Source organism: Streptomyces sp. Y20 (genome assembly GCF_043195475.1).
GTDB lineage: Bacteria > Actinomycetota > Actinomycetes > Streptomycetales > Streptomycetaceae > Streptomyces.
Map to the genome: position 1 here is coordinate 385071 of NZ_JBIDDP010000007.1, position 19306 is coordinate 404376.

Below are 19306 nucleotides of genomic sequence, written 5' to 3' on the forward strand. Positions count from 1 at the left end.
GGTGCGGTTCAGCCGAAGACGGCGTCGACCAGTTCGCGGGCCTGGCGCGGGTTGAGCCGCGGGTCGCAGAGGGTCTCGTAGCGTTCGGGGACCAGGTGTTCGCCGGTGACGGGGCCGCCGACGCACTCGGTGATGTCGGCGGCGGCGGTCTCCAGGTGCAGGCCGCCGACGTGCAGCCCTTCCTCCTCCAGGGCGTGGCGGACGGTGGCCGCCTCGCAGATGGCGTCGGCGAGGTGGCGGGTCTTGAGGCCGGAGGCGGTGCGGACGGTGTTGCCGTGCAGCGGGTCGCTGAGCCAGACCACGGGGTGGCCGGCGCGGCGTACGGCGCGGACGACGGCGGGGGTGGCCGTCTCGGCGGCGCGTACGCCCATGCGCAGGATCAGGGTGAGGCGGCCGGGCAGCCGGAGCGGATCGAGGACCTCGCACAGCCGTACCACGTCCTCGGGCGCGGCGGAAGGACCGATCTTGCAGCCGACGGGGTTGGCCATCGCGGCGAGCAGCTCGACGTGGCCGAGACCCGGTTGGCGGGTACGTTCACCGATCCAGGGGAAGTGGGTGGAGGCCAGGTAGGGGGCGCCGGTCTGGTCGTCGCGGCGGACCAGGGAGCTCTCGTAGTCCATGACGAGTGCCTCGTGGCTGGCCCAGGGGCCCAGTGGGCCGGAGCGGCGCAGGTCGAGTTCGTGCAGGACACGGGCGCTGGCCCGGTAGGCGGTGAGCATGCGGTGCGGGTCGTGGCGGCGGGCGGCCGGGGTCGGCTCGGGTGCGTTGACGAGGTGGCCGCGGAAGACGGGCAGGTCCTGCCCTTCGTGCAGCTCCGTGGGGCTGCTGCGCGGTTTGGCGAACTGTCCGCCCATCCGGCCCACCCGCACCACCGGCCGCCCGGTGTGCAGGGCGAGCCGGTCGGCGAGTTCGTCCAGGACCTCGACCTTGGGCGCGGTGTGCTCGGGGGTGCATTCGCGCAGGTCCTCGGCGCAGTCGCCGGTCTGGAGCAGCCGGGCGTGGCCGAGGGCGACCTGGGCGAGCTGGTGGCGCAGGACCCTGACGTCGGACGCGGTGGTGAGGGCGGGGGTGCCGCGCAGTTCGCGGAGGATGTCGCTGAGGTCGGGGTGGGCGCCCCAGTCGGGCTGCTGCTCGGCGGGCAGCAGTTCCCACACCGCGGGCGGGCGGTCCTCGTGCAGGAGCGGCGAGGGCTCGCTCATCGGGTCCACTCCGGGCCGGGGACGAGTCCTTCTATCTCGACGAGGAGGTCGTCGCGGCACACGGCGACGTTGAGGTAGGTGGGTTCGGCGTCCGGGCCGAGGGCTTCGCGGCAGTGGGCGCGGACGACGGGCAGGTCGCGTTCATGGCGGACGTAGACCTTGACCAGGCGCAGGTCCTTGAGTTCGTGGCCGCCGTCGAGTCCTGCCGCGCTCAGGTTGGGGCCGCTGATGAGTTCGGCGATGTTCTCCAGGACGACGTCGGTCTGGGCGCCGACGTCCCCCCGGTGGACGGTCTCGTGGCCGAGGATGCTGGCCGTACCGGAGACGTAGAGGGTGCCGCCGGGGTCGAGCAGGGTGGCGCGGGCGAAGCTCGGCGGCTTCGGGCCGTACTGCTCGGGGTAGTGGTAGGCGGGCGTCTGGCGCTGGTTCTCCACGTGCCGGGGGGTGGAGGTGCGGGCGGCGAGCAGGACGAAGGAGATGCCTTCGCCGCGGGTGCCGATGCCGGTGGCGGCGGGCATGTGCGCGGTGCCGTCGCCGTGGTGGGCGGCGAAGGCCTCGGCGCGGCCGGCCACGAAGTCCTGGTAGATCTCCAGTCCTTCGGCGTTGGGGCCGATGATGTCGCCGACGAAGTTCCACATCCGGAAGATGTGCGGGTACCCGAGTTCGGTGACGAGGGAGAACGCCGCCTCGTAGGTGGTGCGGACGGTGGGCGCGTACACGGGGCGCGGGGTGATGGTGCCGCTGACGAAGAGGTGTTCGCCGTCGTGGGCGAAGTGCAGGCCGTCGCGGGTGCCGGAGACGGGCCGGGTGGTGGTGGTCCACACCTCGCGGAAGGCGTCGAAGCCGGGCGAGGTCATGGGGACGGAGAGTTCGGGGTGTCCGTCGGCGTCGAGGGCGAGACCGAAGCGGTCACCGAAGGCGACGGTGCCCAGGACGTGCCGTCCCAGGGCGGGCTGCGGGGTGCCGGCCAGGGGGGCGAAGTAGGCCTGTAAGGAGGGGCGCTGCCGAGTCACAGGTGTGCCTTTCGGGAGTGGGAGGACGTGTCCGTGCCGCGCACGGGGGTGTCGTTCTCCAGGGAGTGGGCGTAGCGGCGGAAGCCGGGGACGTGTTCGGCCCGGCGCAGCGCTCCCCGGTACAGGACCATGCCGTGGACGGTGGTGCCGTCGTCACGCCAGCACACGAGGGGAAGGCTGTGGGCGTCTCCGTCGTCGGTGACGAAGAGGGAGACGTGGCCGTCGGCGGGCAGCAGGCTCATGACCGGCCGCCGGCCGGCTCGGCGGTGAACAGGCGGCCGTAGCCGGTGATGGAGCGGGCGGCTTCGGCTGCCCCGGCCAGGTGCAGGGCGTGCCAGAACAGGACCTGGTTGGCGGTCAGGACCGCGAAGCCGAGTTCCTGCTCGAGGGCGTCGATGACGCCGACGGCGCGGATGCCGTTGCCGGCGACCAGGACGGCGTCGGGGCGGTGTTCGGCGACGGTGGAGCGGATCCACTGCGACAGCGCGTCGGGGGTGATCAGCTTCTGGTTGCTGGGCAGCCCGCAGGGGCCGTGGTGGACGACCTCAAGGCCCTGCTCGGTGAAGTAGTCGGCGCCGAGTGTGGAGAGGCGGTCGTCGAACCACGGGGGGTTGACGAGGGCGATGCGCCGGGTGCCGAGGGCGGTGAAGCCGGCCACGGCCGCGGTGGTGGTGCCGGTGAGCGGCAGTCCGCGGGTGTACCGGGCGAGCCGGTCGAACAGCTTCTTCTCGCCGTCGGCACCCAGCACGTAGGCGGAGCTGGTGAAGCCGAGCGCGATCACGTCGAGGGGGGAGGCGGCGAGCAGTTCGACGGCGTGGTCGATGTGCGGGGGTTCCACGAAGGCGCGGACCGGGTCGTGCGGGATCTTGGGGTCCATCTCGCCGCCGGCGCGCATGGCGCCGAAGTGGACGCGCGAGCCGTGGACGAACACGTCGTCGGGGGCGATGGCCTGGAACTCCGATTCGGGGCCGACGTCCGCGTGCGGGACCACCACGCCGATGCGTGCCCGGGCCTCCCAGCCGTCCTTCTGGGCTCGGATGCTGCTCATCTGGGTGTCTCCTTCGTCTGGGTCGGGCGGGGCGGTGGCCGCCGGGTCAGGTGGTGGCTTCGGCGGCCAGGGAGCCGCCGCGGACGGTGCCGGTGCCCTGGGCGTCGAGGAAGGCGGGGTGCTTGCGGCGCATGTTCGTCATGACGAAGTCGTAGGGGACGTCGTCGAAGCCGCCGTGGTCGGTGAGGAACTCCATGTTCTGGCGGCCCTCGTCGTCGAAGGGGTGGTGCAGGCTGTCGGCGGTGCCGTCGAACTCCAGCGGCTTCATCCCGTACAGCCGGCACAGGATCTTGTTGAAGACGGGGGTGGCCTTGACCCAGGTGCCGTCGAGGTACACGGAGTTGAGGCCGTGGAAGAAGATGTCGCCGCCGATGTGGGCGCGCAGCCGGTCGGAGGCGAGGTGGTTGCGCACGTCGCCGTAGTGGACGCGGGCGGGAATGCCCACCGCGCGGCAGACCGCCGCGTACAAGGCGGACTTGTGCAGGCAGAAGCCCTTGCGGGTGGCGGCGGTGTGGCTGGCCCTGAGTCCCTGGGGGGACAGGTCGGCGCCGTACACCTCGTAGAAGACCTCGTCGCGGACGGCGTAGTACAGCTCCACGGCCAGCCGGCGCTTGTCGGCGGCGCGGTCGGTGACGGCCTCGTCGATGAAGTTCTGGACGGCGTCACTGTCGTAGTCGAGGAAATCGGTGGGCGCGGTGAGCCGCCGCAGGTCCTCGGGGCTGAGTGCGTTCATGGTGACTCTTTCGTCGGTGTTCGGCTCACAGGCCCAGGAGGGAGGCGATGCGGTTGCGCTGGATCTCGCTGGTGCCGGAGTAGATGGTTCCGGCGACGGCGTTGCGGACGTCCCGCTCCAGGCCGGTCGCGGTGAGGTAGCCCTGGCCGCCGAAGATCTGTACGGCGTCGAGCGCGGTCTGCTTGTTGGCCTCGCTGACCACGGTCTTGGTCGCGGCGATGTCGATCGCGGCGTCCTGGCCGGCCTCCACCTTCACGCCGGTGTCGGTCAGCCACTTGCGGGCGCTCTCCACGGCGATCTTCATGTCGGCGATCTTGTGGGAGACGCCCTGGAAGGAGCCGATGGGTGCGCCGAACTGGCGGCGGGACTTGGCGTAGGCGAGGACGCGCTCGAAGCGGTGCTCCATCTCGCCGAGCGTGAGGGAGAAGGAGAAGAGGATCTCCCGTTTCATCACGTGGTCGAGGATCAGGAAGCCGGCGCCCTCCTGGCCGATGCGGCGGGAGGCGGGCACGCGCAGCCCGTCGAAGGTGACCGCGCTGAGCGGGGACGTGCGCAGTCCCATCTTGGACAGCGGTTCGCCGACGGTCAGACCGGGGGTGTCGCGTTCGACCAGGAAGACGCTCAGGGCGAACGGACCGGGCTTGCCGGTGCGGACGTAGAGCAGGAAGAGGTCGGCGATGGGCGCGTTGGTGATGAACATCTTGCCGCCGTCGATGACGTAGTCGTCGCCGTCGCGGGTGGCGGTGGTGGAGATGTTCAGGGCGTCGGAGCCGTTGTCGGGTTCGGTGATGGCGTGCGCGGTGATCAGCTCGCCGTTGATGATGGGGGGAAGGAAGCGGGACTTCAGTTCCTCGGAGCCGAACGCCTGGAGCGGGACGCCGACGCTGACGATCTGGGTGGAGGCGGAGAAGCCGAGGCCGGCGTCACGGCAGGTGTGTCCGAGGCCCTGGAGGGCGCGCATCGTGTCGGTCAGGGTGCCGCCGTGGCCGCCGTACCGCGCCTCGAAGGGCACGGCGAGCAGGCCCGAGCGCTGGATCGTCTTCCACTTCTCCCAGGGGAACTCCGCGCGGGCGTCCCACTCTTCGACGTCCAGGTTGAGTTCCTCGGCCCAGGCGGCGGTGAGGGTGTAGGGGTCCGGTGCGGTGCCGGCGGTCCGCGGTGCGGGGGTCATGTGTGTGCTGCCTTCCGGTACGTCGCTGGTCGGGGCCGGGGCCCGTGCCGCGGAGGGCGGGACGGGCCCCGGTGCGCGTAACTCAGTACTGGGAGAAGCCGTCGGAGGACAGCGTGTGCTTCTCGTCGCCGCGCAGGGCCGGGCTGAAGACGGAGATCAGTCTCAGATCCTCGTAGTCGGAGGCTATGAGGTAGTGCGCGTCGTTCTTGTCGAGGGCGTAGATGGTGCCCTCGGTGATCTTGTGGCGCTCGCCGGAGGCGGTGACGACCTCGCCGGAGCCGCCGATGCAGAAGCAGGCCTCGAGGTGGCGGCGGTACTGGAGGGCGCTGGAGGTGCCCTTGCGGACCAGCGTCTCGCAGACGGTGAAGCCCATGCCGTCGGCCTCGGTGAGCAGGCGGTAGCTGGTGCCGTTGCCCCACTGGACGGGGGCGACGTCGCCGGTGCTGCGAACGATCATGACTATCTCCTTGTGTGATAGGGTCCTGCGGGGAAACTGTGCGCAACGTACGGATTACGGCGTCCAGTTCGCTGCGGAGCACGAGCCCGTGCTGATTCCGGGTCGCGGCCTCCCGCCGGTTCTCCGGACTCCGCGGTTCCTCGCGCGGTGCCTCAGACGGCCGCCTTCGTCGCGTCCTCGACGAAGGCCGAGATGGCGCCGATGCTGCGGAAGTTGTCCGGGTTCAGCGGGATGTCGTCGATCGGTATGGCGTAGGCCCGCGACAGGTGCGAGACGACGCGGACCACGCCCAGGCTGTCGACGACGCCGTTGTCGATGAGGTCGTAGTCAGGGGTCAGGTCGGCGCTGTCCTCGCCGTCGAGGAACTCGGTGACGACGTAGCCGCGGATCTCTTCCACCAGGGAGGTCATGCGGGAATTCCCTTCTGTCGTGCTGCCTTGATGAGGTTGCGGTCGGGCTTTCCGGTGGACGTGCGCGGCAGCGGGGTGTCGCCCACGTGCACGGAGGAGGGGATGGCGTGGCGGGGCAGGCGCGCGGCGCTGTGCGAGCGCAGCCGCAGGGAGGTCAGCGAGGTGCCGGGCCGGCGGGTCACCTGGGCGTGCAGCCGGTAGCCGGCCTCGGTGTCGGGGATCGCCACGACGGCGGCCTCGGCGACCTCGGGGTGGGCCGCCAGGACGTTCTCGACCTCCTGGACGTTGGTGCGCACGCCGCGGACCTTGACCTGGAAGTCGGTGCGGCCCTGGAGCCAGTACAGGCCGTCGGGGTCGCGGGTGACGAGGTCGCCCGTGCGGTAGAAGACTTCGCCGCCGCCGTCGGGGGCGGGCACGAACACGCCCTCGTTGCGGGAGCGTTGCAGGTATCCGTGCGTCTGGAACGGTGTCGTCACGAGAAGTTCACCGCTGCCGGGACCGGTGAGGATCTCCCCGTCGGCGTCCAGCAGCAGGGCCCGCACCCCGGGCAGCGGCCGGCCGATGGGGGTCTGCTCGCCGGCCCGGGCCGGGTCGGCGTCGTGGATGAAGCTGTCGTTGGTCTCGGTGCAGCCGAAGACGTTGTGGAAGCCGGCGGCGGGGAAGGCCGTGCCGAGCTGGTGCAGCAGCGTCCGGGGCATCGCGTCCCCGGTGAAGATCACCGTGCGGACATGCGGGTGGACGGCGCCGTCCTGGGTGAGCAGCCGGTGCAGCATGGGCACGCCCTGGACGAAGGTCACCTCGTGGCGGGCGAGCAGGTCCTGCAGGTGGCGGGCGTCGGTGCTCAGTTCCGTCTCGACGAGGACGGTGCGGGCACCCAGGTGCAGGGCGGTCCACACGTCGAGCAGGGAGAGGTCGAAGTTCAGCGGCGCGTAGCTGAACAGGGTGTCCCGCTCGGTGAGGCGGAACCGGTCGGCCGCCCAGCGGGCGAAGCGGAGGAAACCCTCGGCCGGGATGGGCACGATCTTCGGAGTGCCGGTGGAGCCGGAGGTGGTGAGCATCAGGGGCGCGGTCGCGGGGTCCGCGGCGTCGAAGCCCTCGGCGGCCCGCGGGTCGGCGGCGACGGGGGCGATGTCGAGCACTGCCTGGTCGTCGACGGTGAGCACGGCCGAGCAGCGGGCTTGCGCGGCGATGGTGGCCCGGGCGTCGGCGCCCAGTGCGGGCGAGGGCGCCAGGACCGCGTAGCCGGCGCTGAAGGCGCCGATGAGCAGGGCGATCGTGGCGGGCGTCTTGTGGGCCGGTATGCACAGCGGCTGTCGGCGGTCGAGCCCGCCGGCCTCCAGGGCGCCGGAGAGTTCTTCGGCGAGCGCGGCCAGCCGGCGGTAGGTCACCCGCTGCTCGCCGTGGACCAGGGCCACCTGATCGGGTCGGAGCCGGACGTGCGCGGTCAGCACGTCAAGAAAGCTTGGAAGCGGCACAATTCCCCCTGTTCATGCACATGACAAAGTGATCATGCTGGGGGAGGGTGATGGCGCCTGAGCGGCGCCGACGAAACCGCGGAGCCCGGCATGTGACTGCCCGGCCGGCCCCGCATCACTCCCCCGTGATCGAGCCGTGACCAACCGTACCGGCGATGCATGCAGAGTCAAGCATATATCTAGCTCCGTACCCGTGATGCACATCACTCGCCGGGAGCGGTCCGGCGGGGCGCCGCTTGCTTGATGAACTATGCGTTTCGAGTTCCTGTCACGCCTTGCGCGCATGCGTCGCGGAGCTTGAGGAAAGGCGGCCCGCACGACGGCGGCTGTTCACCCGCGCCCGCCCGGCCGGTACCCGCGAACACGGAAGGAGCCGCCCCTCTCGGGGGGCGGCTCCTTCTGCCCGCCCCCCGGGAGGGGCGGCCGGACGTGCGATCCGGCAGCGCTCAGAGACCGCTGCGCAGCGACTGGACCGTACCGGCCAGTTCGGGGTCGGCGCCGGCGGTGTTCAGCGCCGCGCTGAGGACCTCGGCATAGGTGGCGCGCGCGTCGGCGTAACGCTGCCTGCCGTCGTCGGTGATGACGGCGTAGACACCGCGTTTGTCGTCGGGACACAGGTCACGGAAGGCGAACCCGGCCGAGAAGAGCCGGCCCACCAGCCGGGTCACCGAGCTCTGCCCGAGCCCGACCTTCTCGGCGAGCTCCTGCATGCGCAGCTCGCTGTCCTTCGCCTGGACGAGAGACTCCAGGGCGCGGTATTCGGAGAGTCCTATTCCGTGCTTGCGCTGCAGGGCCTGGGTGAGCTGGCGTTCCACATGCGCGTGCAGGGTGAGGACCCTGCCCCACATGGCCTGGTCGGACGAGGCGGCCGGCGTATAGGAGATCGTGGTCATGAGGCAGCTCCCTTTCAGGCGGCGCGTTGACAACAAGATACATGTTCATGCAAGCTTTCACCGCCCACCCGACTCTTGCATCGGATCGCCTGAAGTCCAAAAAGATGCACGTACAAACAAGTATTGGGGACATCATGCCCGATACCACCGCGCTTGCCGCCGACGGCTCCCCTCCGGGGGGCCGCGCCCGGCCGCCGGGACCGCCGCCGCCAAGGACCGCCCCGGTTCCCACCGCCGGCGGGGACGCCGGCCCGCCTCGCCGCATGGCGGCTCCGCTCGTCGCGGCGGGCACGCCCGTGGCCGCCGCGACGAGCGGAGCCGCCGAGCGGAACATGCGGAAGGGGATCAGCGTTTTCCGGCCGATCTCCGCCACCTCGGTCATCGGCGGCGCCGCGGGGCGCCGCCGGGGCACGGTCTGAGTCGGGAGAGCGACGATGTCCCATTACGAGATCTCACAGAGCGAGCTGACCGAGTACGCCCGTGAGGCGGTCCGCATCAGCCGCGAGCACGTCGCCAAGGGCGGCATCCCGTTCTCCGGCGTGGTGGTCAATGACGGCCGCGTCCTGGGCACCGGCTTCAACCGGGTGCGCGAGGACAACGACCCCACCGCGCACGCCGAGGTGGTGGCATTGCGGGAGGCCGCCGCCAAGTACGGGCTGCACGCCACCGCCGGGGCCACGCTGTTCGCCTCCGGCGAGCCCTGCGCCCTGTGCTACATGGCCTCGCTGTACTTCAACGTCAGCCACATCGTCCACGTGGTGGACCGCAAGACGGCCGCGCGCTACGGCTTCGACTACTCGGGGTCGTACTCGATCTTCGCCCAGGACCCGGCCCAGTGGCCGATCAAGGTCACCTCGCTGCCGGTCCCGGAGGGGACGGAGCCCTTCGAAGAATTCCTCGCCCTGAACCGGAGGCGGATGTGAACGACAACGAGACGCGAACCAGCACGGTCGCCATCAAGGTCTGGTCGGACTACGTCTGTCCGTTCTGCATGCTCGCCGAGGGCCCGCTGCACGAGGCCACCCGCGACCTGGACGTCGAGATCGAGTGGATGCCCTTCGAACTGCGGCCCCACCCCACCCCGACCCTGCGGCCGGAGGACGAGTACCTGCCGGCGATCTGGGCCCGCTCGGTCTACCCGATGGCCCGCCGGATGGGCGTGGACATCACCCTGCCCACCGTCTCGCCGCAGCCCTACACCCGGCTGGCGTTCGAGGGCTACCAGTACGCCGCCGAGCACGGCCGTGCCGCCGAGTACACCCCGCGCATGCTCCGCGCGTTCTTCCAGGAGGACCGGGACATCGGCCGGCTGGACGTCCTCACCGACATCGCCCGTGAACTGGGCCTGGACGGGGACGCATTCGCCCAGGCGCTGACCGACGGCACCTACACAGCCGCCCACCAGGAGGCGCTGCGCACCGCCGCCGCCTACCGCGTCTCGGTCGCCCCCACCCTCGTCATCGGCGAACGCCACCGCATCGAGGGCGTCCCCTCCACGGCGCAGATCCGCAAGGCCGTGCTCGACGTCCAGGCCGAACAGGCCGTCGCCCGCGGTGCCGCCTGCGGCATCGACGGATGCTGAGCGCACCGCCCCGCCCCGCCTCTCCGCCCACGGGCCGGCACGTGCCCTGACATCCCGGCCCACCCCCGCTTCCCCGTGCCCGCGACCGCTCACCCGGTACGGCGCACCCCACGGCGCGCCGTCTCCGCCGCGCCGGTCCGCACCCGAACGAAGGGACCCGCCATGCAGTGGCTCTACCTGGCCATCGCCGACATCTTCGAGATCGCCGTCGCCATCGCGGCCGGCAAGGCCGAGGGCTTCAAGAACCGCAAGTGGACCATCGCGACCCTGGTCAGCGGTGCCATCGGAACCTACTTCCTCAGCAAGGCGCTGCTGACCTTCAACGTCGGTGTCGGCTACGCCATCTGGACCTCCGTCGCCGGTATCGGCATCACCCTGCTGGGCGCGCTGCTCTTCGGCCAGCGTCTGACCTGGCGCAAGGCGCTGGGCATCCTCGCCATCATCGTCGGCGTGGTCGGCCTCCAGCTCAGTGGCGCCGCCTGAGCCTGCCGCCGCCGTCCGCCCCCTCCACTTCCCGAAAGGACCCACGCAATGTCCGACACCAGCCCCTCCTCCGCCAACTCCTGGCTGATGCTCCTCCTCGCCGGCGGGTTCGAGGTCGGCTACGCCCTCTCCGTCGGAGGCAGCCACGGCTTCACCCGCCTGACGTGGTCGCTGGTCGCCGTCGTGTTCTTCCTCCTGACGCTGTGGGCACTGAGCGCCGCGCTGCGCACCATCGACGTCGCTCTCGGCTACGCCGTCTGGGCGGGCATCGGTTCGGCGGGCGCGGCGCTGCTCGGCCCGGTCTTCTTCGACGAGACCCTCACCGCCACCCAGGCGATGTGGCTGGGCCTGATCATCGTCGGCGTGGTCTGGCTCAAGCTCGCCGACCGGCCGGAGGCCGGTGCCGAGCCCACCGCCGTGCCGCAGGGCGCCCAGGAGGTCCCCGCCGGCCCGCGCGAGACCCAGGGCGCCTGAACGCCCACCCCGCGCAGACCCGCACAACCCGCACAACCCGCGCCGGCGCCGCCGGCCCGCGGCCCCGTGGACCCGGGCCGGGGGCCGGCGGCGTCGGCGACCGTCCCCTGCCGCGGGCGCCGGGACGCTCGCAGGGGCCGGCGCTGTCCGGCGAGGGGATGCCTCCACGTCTCGGCGCGGCGGACCTTAAGGTTTGTGGGTCACCCAGAGCAGTTCCGCCGGCCAGCGGTGTGCCCAGTCGGGTGGGTCGGTTTCGTTGTAGCCGTTGGGTGTTCCGGGTTCGGGCCGCGGCTCGATGAGGTCGTCGATGATGAGACCCGCGCCGCGCAGGACCTTGACCCAGTCGCCGTAGGTGAGCTGGTAGCTGGTCGCGCCGTCGTCCTCGGCGATGGTGTTCAGCCCGAAGTAGTCCTGCTGCAGCGTCGTGGTCACGCGGCTGGCGGCTTCGTCGTAGCAAGCTTCGAACCATGGGCTGGCGACGTTGAACACCAGGCGCCCGCCTCGGCCCAAGACGCGTGCGGCCTGCGGGACGGCCAGGTGCGGGGGCGCCCAGCTGAGCCCGCCGAAGTCGCAGAACACCAGGTCGAAGCTGCCGGCGGCGAAGGGGAGCTGTTCGGCGGCGCCTTGCACCAGCGGGTAGCGGGCCGCTCCCATCGCGCGGGCCGCCGCGGCGAGTTGGGCTTCGGACAGGTCGAGCCCGACCACGGTGGCGCCCTCGGCGGCGAGTGTCCTGGACCACTGGCCGGCGCCGCAGCCGAGTTCGAGGACGCGCTTGCCGGTGACGTCGCCCAGGGCGTGCAGGTGCGCGTCGGGGATGGAGTACATGCCCCACAACCGGGGTGTGGCGCCGATTCGCGGGTCGTGCTTGTCCTGGTAGTCGCTGCTGATCTGGTTCCAGAGCCGCCGGTTGGCCGGGATGCTGTCCACGTGCCGACTCCAGCACTGCCTGCCGGGGGCGGTCAACACGATAAAGGGCACTGGCCGGCCCTCGCCTCGGTCCGGTCCTGGCTCGGCCCGTGATCCGCCGGACGAGCCCTGGCCGGGTGGGCATCGCGCCCCCTCCCCCGGCAGGCGACCGGAGGCGCGGCGTCACGCCGGGGCCCGTTCCGGCACGGGGCGCGGCGTCGAGCCGGGGAACCACTCCGGCACGGGGCGCGGCGTCGAGCCGGGGAACCACTCCGGCACGAGCCCCGGCGTCACACCCGGAACCCCCCTCCGGCGCCGGCCCCTCCCTCGCACCCGAAGCCCACCCCGACGTCACACCCCCGAAGGCCACTCCGGCACCGGCCCCGACGACACGCCCGAGGAGCCGCCCGGCACGGCGGGGACCAGCCGGGCTCACACCAGATGCCGGGGCAGGACCGCGCGGACCAGCCCCGCGATACCGCCCTCCCCGGGTGGGGCCGCCACGCAGGACAGGGCGAGGCGCACCACGAGTTCGCAGCAGCGGAGCAGTTCGGCGGTGTCGGCCGGGGAGGCGCCGGGACCGGCCAGTACGGTCACCGCGCGGTCCCGGACCATCCGCACGAAATCGGCGGGCGCCGGCAGCGGCCCGTCCGCCCGGCGCTGCGCCGGCACCGCGCTGGAGGAGGGGACGGGGGCGAGCGGCGGGCCGGGCAGCCGCTCCGTCCAGCAGCCGGTGAGCATGGCCCGCACCAGGACGTTCTCCCGTGCCGCGACGGTCGTCCACTCGGCGGTGGCGGTGAGCCGGTCCCGCGGCTCGGCCGCACTGCCGAGCGCCCGCTCCACCCCGGCCAGATATCCGTCGGCCTCCCGCCGCACCAGCGCCCTGGCCAGCCCTTCCTTGCTGCCGAACTCGTTGTAAAGGGTCTGCCGGGACACTCCGGCCGACACGGCGACGTCGACCATCCGCACCGCGGACCACGGCCGGCGCGTGAGCGCCGCGTAGGCGGCGTCCAGCAGGGACTCCCGGGCAGCAGGCATCCTCGCCTCCCTGGGCACAGCGACTCTGCGCCCAGAGTTGACGCGCCGGTACGCACTGTCAAGGGTTCCGCGACGTCAGGGGGCGGGCTTCGGCCGTCGGAGCGCGCGGACGGCCGGGCGGACAGCCGGACGGACAGCCGGCCGACCGGTCGCGCGGGCGCGGGGGCGCGGGCGGGCGCTCAGCCGGCTGTCACCCGTGCGCCGCACCGGGTCACCCGAGTCCTGGTAGCCGCTGTGCCCACCTGGCGGATACCGTTCCTCACATGCCGGACTACCTCGACGACCTCGGACTCGCCCACGTCCTCGCGGACGCGGCCGACGCCGCCACCACGTCCCGTTTCAAGGCTCTCGACCTCAAGGTGGAGACGAAGCCGGACATGACCCCGGTGAGCGAAGCCGACAAGGAGGCGGAGGAAGTGATCCGCAGCCGGCTCCAGCGCGCCCGTCCGAGGGACGCCGTTCTCGGCGAGGAGTACGGCGTCGAGGGCACCGGCCCCCGCCGCTGGGTGGTGGACCCGATCGACGGGACCAAGAACTACATCCGGGGTGTCCCGGTGTGGGCGACGCTCATCGCCCTGATGGAAGCGGGCGAGGGCGGCTACGAGCCGGTCGTCGGCCTCGTCTCCGCCCCCGCCCTCGGCCGCCGCTGGTGGGCCGCGAAGGGCCACGGCGCCTTCACCGGCCGCAGCCTCACCTCCGCGTCCCGTATCCACGTCTCCCGGGTCGGCGGACTCGCGGACGCCTCGTTCGCCTACTCCTCGCTCACCGGCTGGGAGGAGCGGGGCCGCCTGGACGGCTTCCTGGACCTCAGCCGTCAGGTGTGGCGCACGCGCGCGTACGGCGATTTCTGGCCGTACATGATGGTCGCCGAGGGCTCCGTCGACATCTGCGCCGAGCCGGAGCTGTCCCTGTGGGACATGGCCGCCACCGCGATCATCGTGACGGAGGCGGGCGGCACCTTCACCGGCCTCGACGGCCGTCCGGGCCCGCACAGCGGCAACGCGGCGGCGTCCAACGGACTGCTCCACGACGAGCTGCTGGGGTATCTCGCCGAGCGCACCTGACACACGGGTAAAGCGCGCGCACGCCGTCGAGGGGCGTCGCGCGCCCCCTTGTTGACCCTCCCTTTGCCTGGCACTCTGGGTCCACCCCCGCTTGTGAACTTGTGCAGTGACGCACAGGCGCCACCGGCGCCGGACGTGCACACAGGCGGGACATCCTCAGGAGGTGGCCCCTTCATGCTCGTCCGTGACGCCATGAGCACGGTGGTACTCACCCTCGGCCCCGCCCACACCCTCCGCCAGGCAGCAGCCCTGATGTCGGCGCGCCGCATAGGCGCCGCCGTGGTCCTCGACCCGGACGCCGGCGGCGTCGGCATCCTCACCGAGCGCGACATCCTCAACTCCGTCGGCCTCGGCCAGGACCCGGACACCGAACGCATCCACGCCCACACCACCACCGACGTCGTCTTCGCCGCTCCGACCTGGACCCTGGAGGAGGCGGCCAGCGCCATGGCCCACGGCGGCTTCCGGCACCTGGTCGTCCTGGATCGCGGCGAGGTGGCCGGGATCGTCTCGGTCCGCGACATCATCCGCCGCTGGGCGCCGGCCCGCGAGCCCGCACCCGCCGTCTGAGCACGCGAAGCGGGCCGGACCCCGAGCACCGCGGGGTCCGGCCCGCCCGGCCGCGAAGGCGGCCGGCTCAGCCGCGCAGCGCCTGCACCGCGGCTTCCAGCCGCTTGCCGAAGTCGGCGTCGGCGTTGCGGAAGTTGCCGATCGCACGGTCGGCGATGTCCTGGCGCGAGACCTGGGAGATCGCGCCGGCGAGGTTGGCGATCAGACGCTCCTTCTCCTCCTCCGTCATCAGCCGGTAGAGGTTGCCGGCCTGCACGAAGTCGTTGTCCTCGGCGTGCACCGGCGCCGGGTGGTCGCCGGTGCCGCCGGTGAAGCCGCCGTACGGCTGCCACAGCGCCCGGCCGGTCTGCTGCGGCCCGCCGAAGCTGTTCGGCTCGTAGTTCTTCGCACCGCCGTGCCGGCCGTCGTACAGGTGGCCGTCGCGGGAGTTGGTACGTGCCTCGGTGGCGTGCGGACGGTTCACCGGCAGGTGGTCGGCGTTGATGCCGACGCGGTAGCGGTGGGCGTCGCCGTACGCGAACAGCCGGCCCTGGAGCATCTTGTCGGGCGAGGGGCCGATGCCCGGCACGAAGTGCGCCGGGGAGAAGACGGACTGCTCGACCTCGGCGAAGACGTTCCGCGGGTTGCGGTTCAGCTCCAGCTTGCCGATCTCGATGACCGGGTAGTCCGCGTGCGGCCACACCTTGGTCAGGTCGAACGGGTTGAAGCGGTAGGCCGCCGCGTCCGCCGCCGGCATGATCTGCACGCCCACGGTCCAGCTCGGGTACTCCCCGCGCTCGATCGCCTCACGCAGGTCGCGCTGGTGGGAGTCGGGGTCCTTGCCGGCCAGGACGTCCGCCTCCTCGGCGGTCAGGCACTTGATGCCCTGGTCGGTCTTGAAGTGGTACTTGACCCAGAAGACCTCGCCGGCCTCGTTGTTCCACTGGAAGGTGTGCGAGCCGAAGCCGTCCATGTGGCGGTACGACGCCGGGATGCCGCGGTCACCGAACAGCCAGGTCACCTGGTGCGTGGACTCCGGCGAGAGGCTCCAGAAGTCCCAGACGTTGTCCGGTTCCGTGGAGCCGGTGTACGGGTCGCGCTTCTGGGTGTGGATGAAGTCGGGGAACTTGATCGCGTCCCGGATGAAGAACACCGGGGTGTTGTTGCCGACGAGGTCGTAGTTGCCCTCCTCGGTGTAGAACTTCAGCGAGAAGCCGCGCGGGTCACGGACGGCGTCCGCCGCGCCGAGGTTGCCGGCCACGGTCGAGAAGCGCAGGAAGACCTCGGTCTGCTTGCCGGCCTCGGAGAGGAACGCGGCGCGGGTGTACGGCGTGACGTCGGCGGTCACCGTGAAGGTGCCGTAGGCGCCGGCGCCCCGGGCGTGCACCACACGCTCCGGGATGCGCTCCCGGTTGAAGTGCGCCAGCTTTTCCAGCAGCAGCTGGTCCTGGACGAGGACCGGCCCGCCGACGCCCGCCGTCTCGCTGTTCTGGTTGTCGGCGACCGGGGCACCGGCCTCCGTGGTGAGCGGTCCCTGCGTCACGTGCGCCTCCTGCGTCATCACTGACTCGTCCTGTCCTGTAGGCAAAGCCAGGCTCGATCCTACAATAGACTTTGTCTAAGTCAAAGGTCGTTCCAAAGTCACACCTATTCCCGACCTGGTCCTGCTTCCTGTTAGGCTGGTAGCTATGAGCGACCTACTGGAACGGCTGCGTGGACGCGGATGGCGGATGACCGCGCAGCGGCGCGTGGTGGCCGAGGTCCTGAACGGCGAGCACGTCCATCTGACGGCCGACGAGGTCCATGCGCGGGCCGTCGCGAAGCTGCCCGAGATCTCCCGGGCGACCGTGTACAACACGCTGGGCGAGCTGGTCACCCTCGGTGAGGTGCTGGAAGTCACGACGGACAAGCGCGCCAAGCGGTACGACCCGAACGCGCACCAGCCGCACCATCACCTGGTCTGCGCCCGGTGCGGCTCGATCCGTGACGTCCACCCGACGGGCAACCCCCTCGCCGACCTCCCCGACTCCGAGCGCTTCGGCTTCACGGTGTCGGACGTAGAGGTGACGTACCGGGGCCTGTGCCCCAACTGCGTGAGCGTCTGACGAGACGCAGGCCGAGAGCCCCGATGCCCTGACCCGGCACCGGGGCTCTTTCCATTGCCCGGGAAAACACCGAAGGCCGGAACCCATCTCTGGATTCCGGCCCTCGGCCTTCAGTAGCGGGGACAGGATTTGAACCTGCGACCTCTGGGTTATGAGCCCAGCGAGCTACCGAGCTGCTCCACCCCGCGTCGGTGAACACGACACTACGCGACCCCACCCGCACGATGCAAATCCCTTCCCCGGCCCATCCACACCCCCGCTCACCAGCCACTCCTCCGGCGACGGTCCCCGGCATCCCCGCGGCGCTGATCGCGTGCGGCGCCATGGGGTAGGCATGCCGGTCCTCCGCCCTGAGCCGTGGCCCGCGCCTGCCGGGCCCCGACTCCCTCGGCCCCGCCCGCTTCGGCATGACCGGGGCCGGCACCGCAGGCGACTCCCGGCACCGCGGGCGACTCACGCAAGGCACGCGGCGGCGCGCCGCCGCGCCGGCACCCGCGAGGCGATGCGGTCGGCACTCCGTAGGGGGGTGGACGGGGCGGCCCCACCCCGTAGGGGACGTGCCCGGCGGCCCGCGTCATCACCCCGGCACTTCCGCACCCGCCCGGGTGGAAACATACGGTCGGCAGCCCGTACGGGACGCGCTTGGCGGCCCACGCCATCACCCCGGCGCCCCACCGCCGGGCACCCGACACAGGCGACACCGGATACCCGGAACCCTGCGCCCGGCACCCGGCACTCCGCACCCATCCCGCTGACAGCCCCGTCCAGCCGCAGAGGGCACAGCCCGCGCCGCCGGTCAGGCGGAGAGTTCTTCCCGTAGCGCGTCCCGCAGTCGGCCCGCTCGTTCGGCGACCTCCGCCGGGCCCAGGGCGACGGCCCTGTCGGCCCACTTCTGGCCCTCCGCCAGCTCACCGCGACGCGCGTAGACAAGGGCCAGCCGAAGAGCCGCCCGTCCGTGCCCGGCGTTCGCGGCGCGGGTCCACCAGACGGCGGCCTCCGGCTCGCTGCCCTCCCGTGCCAGCAGCAGCCCCAGGTTGAACGCGCCGTTGCGCGACCCGGCCTCGGCCGCCGCCCGATACCACCGCGCCGCCTCCACCACGTCGCCCCGCGCCGCGGCGAGCATGCCGACCCGTACCTGCGCCCGCCGGTGCCCCTGGGACGCGGCGCGCTCGTACCACTCCTCGCACTCGGTCTTCTCGTGCACGATCTCCCCCAGCTCGTGCGCGGGCTCCAGCGGCCGGCGCGCGTCGAGCAGGGCGGCCAGCCGGTACGCGCCCTCCGCGCTGCCGCCACCCGCCGCGCAGCGCAGGTGCCGCTCGGCCTCCTGCTCGTCCCCCTCGCGCAACCGGGCGATCCCGACCTGGAGCGCGGCCTCGGCGTGCCCGGCGGCGGCCGCCCGCTCGTACCAGCGCAGCGCCATCACTTCCTCACCGCGCCCGGCGTAGAGGATGCCGAGGTTGAACGCGGCGTCGACGCTGCCGGCCTCGGCGGCCTTGGAGAACCACGGCTCGGCACCGGTCGTGTCGCCGCCCCGCAGCAGCAGGATGGCGAGGGCGTTCGCGGCCTCCCGGTGCCCGGCGTAGGCGGCACGCCGGTACCACTCCTCGGCCTGCGCGGTGCGCCCCTGCTCGGCGCAGAGCAGCCCCAGGTTGTACGCGCCGTTGTCGTCGCCTGCGTCCAGCGCGGCCCGGTACCAGCGCTCAGCGGTCTGGGTCTCGCCGCGCTCGGCGTGCAGCGCGCCGAGCGCGTTGGCGGCGTTGCCGTCGCCGTCCTGGGCGGCGCGCAGCCACCACACGGCCGCGCTCTCGGTGTCCCCGGCGTCGCGCAGCAGGAATCCGAGCGCGCAGGCGGCCTGCGGCTCACCGTCCTTCGCGGAGGTCAGGTACCAGCGCCCGGCCTCCCTCAGTTCCCCGCGCTTCTCCAGGATGGCCCCGAGGTGCAGCGCGGCCCGCCGGTGGCCGCGCGCGGCGGCCTGCCGGTACCACTGCTCGGCCTCCGCGACAGCGTTGTCGGCGGGGGCCTCCTCACCGTGCCCGGCCGTACGGTCCAGCGCGCGCGCCAGCCGGTAGGCGGCCTCCCGGTGCCCGCGTTCCGCGGCGGCGCGCATCCAGTGCTCGGCGCCGACGTCCCCGCGGTGCTCCAGCAGGTCGGCGAGCGCGTAGGCGCCGAGGACGTGGCCCTGCTCGGCGGACTGGCGCAGCCAGTACTCGGCGGCCGGTTCGTCGCCGCGCTCGCGGTGGTGGCGGCCGAGGGCGTGCGCGGCGGCCGCGGAGCCGGCGACGGCTGCGATCCGCCACCAGCCGGCCGCCTCGTCGGCGTAACCGCGCTGGTGCAGCAGGACGCCCAGGTTGTTGGCGGCGGCACGGTCACCGGCCGCGGTCGCCGCACGCAGGTGGGGTTCGGCCGCGTCGAGGTCGCCGCGCCGCAGCAGCATGGCTCCGAGGACGCTCGACGCCTCGGCGTCGCCGCTCTGCGCGGCGAGCGCGAGGCGGGTCTCCTCGGCGGCTTCCCCCATGTCACCCAACTCGTCGCGGGCCGGCTCCGCACCGGAAGGCTGCACAAATCGCCCTGTCTCGAACAGAGTTCCCTTGTCCCCCATAACGTCCATCGTCGCACCACCCGCAACCTGGGTACACCCGGTATACCGCAACCCGTAAGGTCACTTCAGCGTTTTGTCGACATGCCCACAGGGAGACAAGTCAAACA

At 72.0% G+C, this 19306-nt stretch carries 22 protein-coding genes and 1 tRNA gene; 8 read left to right on the forward strand and 15 right to left on the reverse strand.

Annotation, left to right across the window (positions count from 1 at the left end; genetic code table 11):
• Positions 1-8: 8 nt before the first annotated feature.
• From ACGFT1_RS20640 to ACGFT1_RS20685, 10 genes are all read right to left on the reverse strand, one after another.
• Complete coding sequence (locus ACGFT1_RS20640) at positions 9-1199, reverse strand: 3-deoxy-7-phosphoheptulonate synthase (protein ID WP_373910386.1); 1191 nt, start codon at positions 1197-1199, stop codon at positions 9-11.
• Entirely contained in the window at positions 1196-2212 is a 1017-nt protein-coding gene (locus ACGFT1_RS20645) for an FkbO/Hyg5 family chorismatase (protein ID WP_373910387.1), read from the reverse strand. The genes ACGFT1_RS20640 and ACGFT1_RS20645 overlap by 4 nt, the downstream gene beginning before the upstream one ends.
• Positions 2209-2454, reverse strand: coding sequence for a DUF6253 family protein (locus tag ACGFT1_RS20650; RefSeq protein ID WP_356819957.1), 246 nt, complete (start codon positions 2452-2454; stop codon positions 2209-2211). Before ACGFT1_RS20650 ends, ACGFT1_RS20645 begins: the two co-directional genes overlap by 4 nt.
• On the reverse strand, positions 2451-3260 hold the full coding sequence (locus ACGFT1_RS20655; RefSeq protein WP_373910388.1) for a maleate cis-trans isomerase: 810 nt from the start codon (positions 3258-3260) through the stop codon (positions 2451-2453). Before ACGFT1_RS20655 ends, ACGFT1_RS20650 begins: the two co-directional genes overlap by 4 nt.
• A 46-nt stretch (positions 3261-3306) precedes the next feature.
• On the reverse strand, positions 3307-3993 hold the full coding sequence (locus tag ACGFT1_RS20660; protein WP_373910389.1) for a transglutaminase family protein: 687 nt from the start codon (positions 3991-3993) through the stop codon (positions 3307-3309).
• A 25-nt stretch (positions 3994-4018) separates the two neighbouring features.
• Complete coding sequence (locus ACGFT1_RS20665; RefSeq protein WP_373910390.1) at positions 4019-5164, reverse strand: acyl-CoA dehydrogenase family protein; 1146 nt, start codon at positions 5162-5164, stop codon at positions 4019-4021.
• An 82-nt stretch (positions 5165-5246) separates the two neighbouring features.
• Positions 5247-5621, reverse strand: coding sequence for an ectoine synthase (locus ACGFT1_RS20670; RefSeq protein ID WP_373910391.1), 375 nt, complete (start codon positions 5619-5621; stop codon positions 5247-5249).
• 152 nt (positions 5622-5773) lie between these two features.
• Positions 5774-6031: an acyl carrier protein gene (locus tag ACGFT1_RS20675; protein ID WP_373910392.1), complete on the reverse strand. Its 258-nt coding sequence runs from the start codon at positions 6029-6031 to the stop codon at positions 5774-5776.
• Positions 6028-7482: an AMP-binding protein gene (locus ACGFT1_RS20680; RefSeq protein WP_373910393.1), complete on the reverse strand. Its 1455-nt coding sequence runs from the start codon at positions 7480-7482 to the stop codon at positions 6028-6030. Before ACGFT1_RS20680 ends, ACGFT1_RS20675 begins: the two co-directional genes overlap by 4 nt.
• Before the next feature lie 470 nt (positions 7483-7952).
• A complete protein-coding gene (locus tag ACGFT1_RS20685) occupies positions 7953-8399 on the reverse strand; it encodes a MarR family winged helix-turn-helix transcriptional regulator (RefSeq protein ID WP_373910394.1) in 447 nt (148 codons plus the stop codon).
• Between the two features lie 263 nt (positions 8400-8662).
• On the opposite strand from ACGFT1_RS20685, the gene ACGFT1_RS20690 reads away from it, so the two are divergent.
• From ACGFT1_RS20690 to ACGFT1_RS20710, 5 genes are all read left to right on the forward strand, one after another.
• On the forward strand, positions 8663-8818 hold the full coding sequence (locus ACGFT1_RS20690; RefSeq protein ID WP_373910395.1) for a hypothetical protein: 156 nt from the start codon (positions 8663-8665) through the stop codon (positions 8816-8818).
• A gap of 15 nt (positions 8819-8833) precedes the next feature.
• A complete protein-coding gene (locus ACGFT1_RS20695) occupies positions 8834-9322 on the forward strand; it encodes a nucleoside deaminase (protein WP_373910396.1) in 489 nt (162 codons plus the stop codon).
• Entirely contained in the window at positions 9319-9981 is a 663-nt protein-coding gene (locus ACGFT1_RS20700; RefSeq protein ID WP_373910397.1) for a DsbA family protein, read from the forward strand. The genes ACGFT1_RS20695 and ACGFT1_RS20700 overlap by 4 nt, the downstream gene beginning before the upstream one ends.
• 162 nt (positions 9982-10143) lie before the next feature.
• A complete protein-coding gene (locus tag ACGFT1_RS20705; RefSeq protein ID WP_121790555.1) occupies positions 10144-10464 on the forward strand; it encodes a multidrug efflux SMR transporter in 321 nt (106 codons plus the stop codon).
• 48 nt (positions 10465-10512) lie between these two features.
• Complete coding sequence (locus ACGFT1_RS20710) at positions 10513-10938, forward strand: multidrug efflux SMR transporter (RefSeq protein ID WP_373910398.1); 426 nt, start codon at positions 10513-10515, stop codon at positions 10936-10938.
• A gap of 186 nt (positions 10939-11124) precedes the next feature.
• On the opposite strand, the gene ACGFT1_RS20715 is transcribed toward ACGFT1_RS20710, so the two are convergent.
• Positions 11125-11865: a class I SAM-dependent methyltransferase gene (locus tag ACGFT1_RS20715; protein WP_373910399.1), complete on the reverse strand. Its 741-nt coding sequence runs from the start codon at positions 11863-11865 to the stop codon at positions 11125-11127.
• A 411-nt stretch (positions 11866-12276) separates the two neighbouring features.
• Positions 12277-12882, reverse strand: coding sequence for a TetR/AcrR family transcriptional regulator (locus ACGFT1_RS20720; RefSeq protein WP_373910400.1), 606 nt, complete (start codon positions 12880-12882; stop codon positions 12277-12279).
• Between the two features lie 263 nt (positions 12883-13145).
• On the opposite strand from ACGFT1_RS20720, the gene hisN reads away from it, so the two are divergent.
• Both hisN and ACGFT1_RS20730 read left to right on the forward strand, forming a co-directional pair.
• Complete coding sequence (gene hisN / locus ACGFT1_RS20725) at positions 13146-13946, forward strand: histidinol-phosphatase (RefSeq protein WP_373910401.1); 801 nt, start codon at positions 13146-13148, stop codon at positions 13944-13946.
• Between the two features lie 174 nt (positions 13947-14120).
• Complete coding sequence (locus tag ACGFT1_RS20730) at positions 14121-14516, forward strand: cyclic nucleotide-binding/CBS domain-containing protein (protein ID WP_373910402.1); 396 nt, start codon at positions 14121-14123, stop codon at positions 14514-14516.
• Positions 14517-14583: 67 nt separating this feature from the next.
• Here ACGFT1_RS20730 and ACGFT1_RS20735 read toward each other — a convergent pair whose 3' ends face one another.
• Positions 14584-16038, reverse strand: a complete 1455-nt coding sequence (locus ACGFT1_RS20735; RefSeq protein ID WP_373910403.1) for a catalase — start codon at positions 16036-16038, stop codon at positions 14584-14586.
• 145 nt (positions 16039-16183) lie between these two features.
• Here ACGFT1_RS20735 and ACGFT1_RS20740 point away from each other — a divergent pair, with 145 nt between their 5' ends.
• Positions 16184-16600: a Fur family transcriptional regulator gene (locus ACGFT1_RS20740; protein ID WP_373910404.1), complete on the forward strand. Its 417-nt coding sequence runs from the start codon at positions 16184-16186 to the stop codon at positions 16598-16600.
• 114 nt (positions 16601-16714) lie between these two features.
• Here the strand turns inward: ACGFT1_RS20740 and ACGFT1_RS20745 are convergent.
• Both ACGFT1_RS20745 and ACGFT1_RS20750 read right to left on the reverse strand, forming a co-directional pair.
• Positions 16715-16788, reverse strand: a tRNA-Met gene (locus tag ACGFT1_RS20745).
• A gap of 608 nt (positions 16789-17396) precedes the next feature.
• A complete protein-coding gene (locus ACGFT1_RS20750; protein WP_373910405.1) occupies positions 17397-19208 on the reverse strand; it encodes a sel1 repeat family protein in 1812 nt (603 codons plus the stop codon).
• Between the last annotated feature and the right edge of the window lie 98 nt (positions 19209-19306).

What these genes read in the sequence shown, in the direction of transcription:
- ACGFT1_RS20640 (WP_373910386.1), bottom strand. Translation starts at nt 1,199, where the DNA reads ATGAGCGAGCCCTCGCCGCTCCTGCACGAGGACCGCCCGCCCGCGGTG.
- ACGFT1_RS20650 (WP_356819957.1), bottom strand. Translation starts at nt 2,454, where the DNA reads ATGAGCCTGCTGCCCGCCGACGGCCACGTCTCCCTCTTCGTCACCGAC.
- ACGFT1_RS20655 (WP_373910388.1), bottom strand. Translation starts at nt 3,260, where the DNA reads ATGAGCAGCATCCGAGCCCAGAAGGACGGCTGGGAGGCCCGGGCACGC.
- ACGFT1_RS20660 (WP_373910389.1), bottom strand. Translation starts at nt 3,993, where the DNA reads ATGAACGCACTCAGCCCCGAGGACCTGCGGCGGCTCACCGCGCCCACC.
- ACGFT1_RS20665 (WP_373910390.1), bottom strand. Translation starts at nt 5,164, where the DNA reads ATGACCCCCGCACCGCGGACCGCCGGCACCGCACCGGACCCCTACACC.
- ACGFT1_RS20670 (WP_373910391.1), bottom strand. Translation starts at nt 5,621, where the DNA reads ATGATCGTTCGCAGCACCGGCGACGTCGCCCCCGTCCAGTGGGGCAAC.
- ACGFT1_RS20675 (WP_373910392.1), bottom strand. Translation starts at nt 6,031, where the DNA reads ATGACCTCCCTGGTGGAAGAGATCCGCGGCTACGTCGTCACCGAGTTC.
- ACGFT1_RS20685 (WP_373910394.1), bottom strand. Translation starts at nt 8,399, where the DNA reads ATGACCACGATCTCCTATACGCCGGCCGCCTCGTCCGACCAGGCCATG.
- ACGFT1_RS20690 (WP_373910395.1), top strand. Translation starts at nt 8,663, where the DNA reads ATGGCGGCTCCGCTCGTCGCGGCGGGCACGCCCGTGGCCGCCGCGACG.
- ACGFT1_RS20695 (WP_373910396.1), top strand. Translation starts at nt 8,834, where the DNA reads ATGTCCCATTACGAGATCTCACAGAGCGAGCTGACCGAGTACGCCCGT.
- ACGFT1_RS20705 (WP_121790555.1), top strand. Translation starts at nt 10,144, where the DNA reads ATGCAGTGGCTCTACCTGGCCATCGCCGACATCTTCGAGATCGCCGTC.
- ACGFT1_RS20710 (WP_373910398.1), top strand. Translation starts at nt 10,513, where the DNA reads ATGTCCGACACCAGCCCCTCCTCCGCCAACTCCTGGCTGATGCTCCTC.
- ACGFT1_RS20720 (WP_373910400.1), bottom strand. Translation starts at nt 12,882, where the DNA reads ATGCCTGCTGCCCGGGAGTCCCTGCTGGACGCCGCCTACGCGGCGCTC.
- hisN (WP_373910401.1), top strand. Translation starts at nt 13,146, where the DNA reads ATGCCGGACTACCTCGACGACCTCGGACTCGCCCACGTCCTCGCGGAC.
- ACGFT1_RS20730 (WP_373910402.1), top strand. Translation starts at nt 14,121, where the DNA reads ATGCTCGTCCGTGACGCCATGAGCACGGTGGTACTCACCCTCGGCCCC.
- ACGFT1_RS20740 (WP_373910404.1), top strand. Translation starts at nt 16,184, where the DNA reads ATGAGCGACCTACTGGAACGGCTGCGTGGACGCGGATGGCGGATGACC.
- ACGFT1_RS20750 (WP_373910405.1), bottom strand. Translation starts at nt 19,208, where the DNA reads ATGGACGTTATGGGGGACAAGGGAACTCTGTTCGAGACAGGGCGATTT.